The organism is Sphingopyxis sp. Geo48 (assembly GCF_949769155.1).
Taxonomy (GTDB): domain Bacteria; phylum Pseudomonadota; class Alphaproteobacteria; order Sphingomonadales; family Sphingomonadaceae; genus Sphingopyxis.
Genome location: NZ_CATKPA010000016.1, coordinates 1 through 2,681, shown reverse-complemented (window position 1 = coordinate 2,681; position 2,681 = coordinate 1). Strand labels below are relative to the sequence as shown.

4 protein-coding genes are annotated in these 2,681 nt (G+C 56.9%); all 4 read right to left on the bottom strand.

The window, feature by feature from the left end; all coding sequences use genetic code 11:
- Nucleotides 1-19 precede the first annotated feature (19 nt).
- Nucleotides 20-631 (bottom strand): ABC-type transport auxiliary lipoprotein family protein, encoded by a 612-nt coding sequence (locus QOL79_RS19495; protein WP_081997347.1) that lies wholly within the window; start codon nucleotides 629-631, stop codon nucleotides 20-22.
- A complete protein-coding gene (locus QOL79_RS19490; protein WP_054588698.1) occupies nucleotides 628-1,536 on the bottom strand; it encodes an MlaD family protein in 909 nt (302 codons plus the stop codon). Before QOL79_RS19490 ends, QOL79_RS19495 begins: the two co-directional genes overlap by 4 nt.
- A complete protein-coding gene (locus QOL79_RS19485) occupies nucleotides 1,536-2,303 on the bottom strand; it encodes an ABC transporter ATP-binding protein (RefSeq protein ID WP_054588699.1) in 768 nt (255 codons plus the stop codon). The genes QOL79_RS19490 and QOL79_RS19485 overlap by 1 nt, the downstream gene beginning before the upstream one ends.
- On the bottom strand, nucleotides 2,300-2,681 hold a 382-nt coding region (locus QOL79_RS19480; RefSeq protein WP_283420417.1), incomplete at its 5' end, for an MlaE family ABC transporter permease. The genes QOL79_RS19480 and QOL79_RS19485, both read right to left, overlap by 4 nt.

Genomic DNA, 2,681 nt, shown 5'->3' with positions numbered 1-2,681 from the left:
AGTTTCCATTGGCTACCCGCTAATTGATCACCGCAGCCGTCCAACTCGCGATTTTGTCGGCCATTTCAAGGCTCGCGCGATCAAAGGCTTCGACGATACTCGAAACGCTGTTTGCGCTTGCTGTCCTATCAAGGACGATGCGCGTGACTGCCAGTGGTTCCGATTCTTTGGATCGGCTTAGTTCCACTTGCGCGGCGATGCGAATGATCGGGGCCGCGTCGGGCCCCTGCTCGTAATAGGCTGCAAAAGAAGAAAGCCGTGCGGATAGGACGTAATGATCGGAAGCCACGCTCTGGACAGGGATATATGCGTGATCGATTTTGCGCGCTACGCTTCCGGCAATAGCCTCGCGGATCATCTCGGGCGCAGGCCTCATCCACCGTGCTTTGGCCAGATACGTGACTTCGCGATTCTCGATCGTGAGGATCCTGTCTCCATCGGCCCCAGGCGGAAGCGTCGGTCGCGTAATATACACCGGAATCCACTGTCGTGCAATTTCACGCTCCGGTACGGGCGTGCTGCTGATCCGGTACAACGTCGATTTGCCGCCAGTTCCCAGAATATTCCCGCAACCAGAAAGGCAAATTAGCGCGCCCGTCAGCAAAAACATTCTTGCAGAGATCGTTTTCATTGGGGGAGCTTCCTTTCACGAGGGGTCCGTCGTAGCTGGCCGGCGAGCTGCTCGATTTCCTGCGCCGCGCTATCGAGCGATTTCAAAGTTGCAGCAATCCCGGAGCCGTCGGGCGCCGCCAATCCACTCGCGGCGTCATCAAGCCTGTGAATGACCACCCTCGCCTCGGCGATCCCCTCTCGAAGATCTCGAGCAGCTGCCGAGACATCGGCAAACGTCTTGCGACCGTCGCCATCGATCGCCGTGCGCGCCGATGCGGCCGCGGCCTCGATATCGGCCGCCGCCCGGTCCAGGCGTGCAAACGCTTGTTCAGCCTTGCTGAACATTCCGCGACTAGATCGCAATTCCGCCGTGGTAGCTCTTACATCCGCAATAGCAGCCGAAACATTTTCGATATTCTCGTCGGACAAGGTCCGGTTGACCCTTTCCAGGGCCTGCGAAGCGTCCGCCAACAATGCGCCACCTCCATCCATCAGGGATTGTAGCGAACTTTTTTCCGCCTTAATCACTGGGAGCGTTTCCTTGGAAACCTCCTTCAACAACGGCTTAGAGGGCGTCCCCGCACTGATCTGGATGTAGCTTCCGCCGGTTATGCCTTGCGACTCCGTCGCGGCGGTAGAATCGACGCGCACAGGCGTATCCTCGCGCAGGCGCACCCCTGCAAGCACCCTGTTTGGATTTCTGGGATCAAGACTAATACGCGTGATTTCTCCCACCGGAATTCCGTTGAACTGCACCTCGCCTCCCTCGCTAAGACCGCGGACGGGACCATCGAAAATGATCCGATACTCGTCGAAATTACGGGCGAATTGGGATTGACCGAGCCAGAGGATGAAGCCGAAAGCCGCCGCTAGCAGAGCCAGCGTCAGGCCCCCAATCAGACCGTAGTTCGCGTCGCGTTCCATTAACGGTTCCTTTCCTTGGCGCGCTCCGCCCGCCCTCCCAAAAACGCCCTGATCCAAGGATGGTCAGACCTCTCAAGTTCCGCGATTGGCGAAACCTCGACAATTTTCTGATCCGCAACCACGGCCACGCGGTCGCTGATGGAATACAGGCTGTCGAGATCATGGGTCACCATCACGACAGTAAGCCCCAGCGTGTCGCTCAGCGTCCGTATCAGCTGGTCAAATTCGGCGGCGGCGATCGGGTCGAGGCCCGAAGTGGGTTCGTCAAGGAACAGCAATTCTGGATCGAGCGCCAAGGCCCTCGCTACGCTTACACGTTTTCGCATTCCGCCTGAAAGTTCAGCGGGCATTTGCCGGCCCACCTCGGCATCGAGTCCGACAAGGCCGATTTTCATCAGAGCCACGGCCTCGAGCCACGGCTCTCTAAGACGGGTATGTTCGATGAGAGGAGCCTCGACATTTTCTTGCACACTAAGAGAAGAAAAAAGCGCGCCATTTTGAAACATGACGCCAATTCGGTGATCAATTTCCGTACGATCAAAGCGACTCCCAATTTTTTTCTGAAAGATTTCGATTGCCCCATGGCTAGGCGCAATCAGGCCCAAAATGGTGTTCATCAGGACGGATTTTCCACTACCGGACCCTCCGACGACACCAAGAATCTCGCCACGATGGACTTCTAGGTTCAAATCCTGGTGGATAATGTGATCGCCAAATCGGGTTTTAAGATTCTCCACCCGAATAACGATGTCCGGATCGCAAATCATATTTCGAGCACGTTGAAGAGAATTGCAAAGGCGGCATCCAGAAGGATGATTGCGAATAGCGCTTGGACAACGGCGACGGTCACCCGCCCGCCCAGATCCTCAACATCTCCGCGTACCGAAAGGCCGTGGCGACATCCGGCAAGCGCAATCACAATGGCCAGCACCGGTACTTTTGCCATTCCAACCCAGAAGTGTCGGATATCGACCGCAGCTGAGAGTCGTTCGGCGAAATATGTCGGGCTCACGTCGAGTATGCCCCAGCTGACGACAAGCCCGCCGGCCAAACCAGCCAGCATGGCAACAATCGCCAGGAGGGGCATAATTACAAGCAATGCCAATACGCGTGGCACAACCAGCGCGTCGAACAGGTCGATGCCC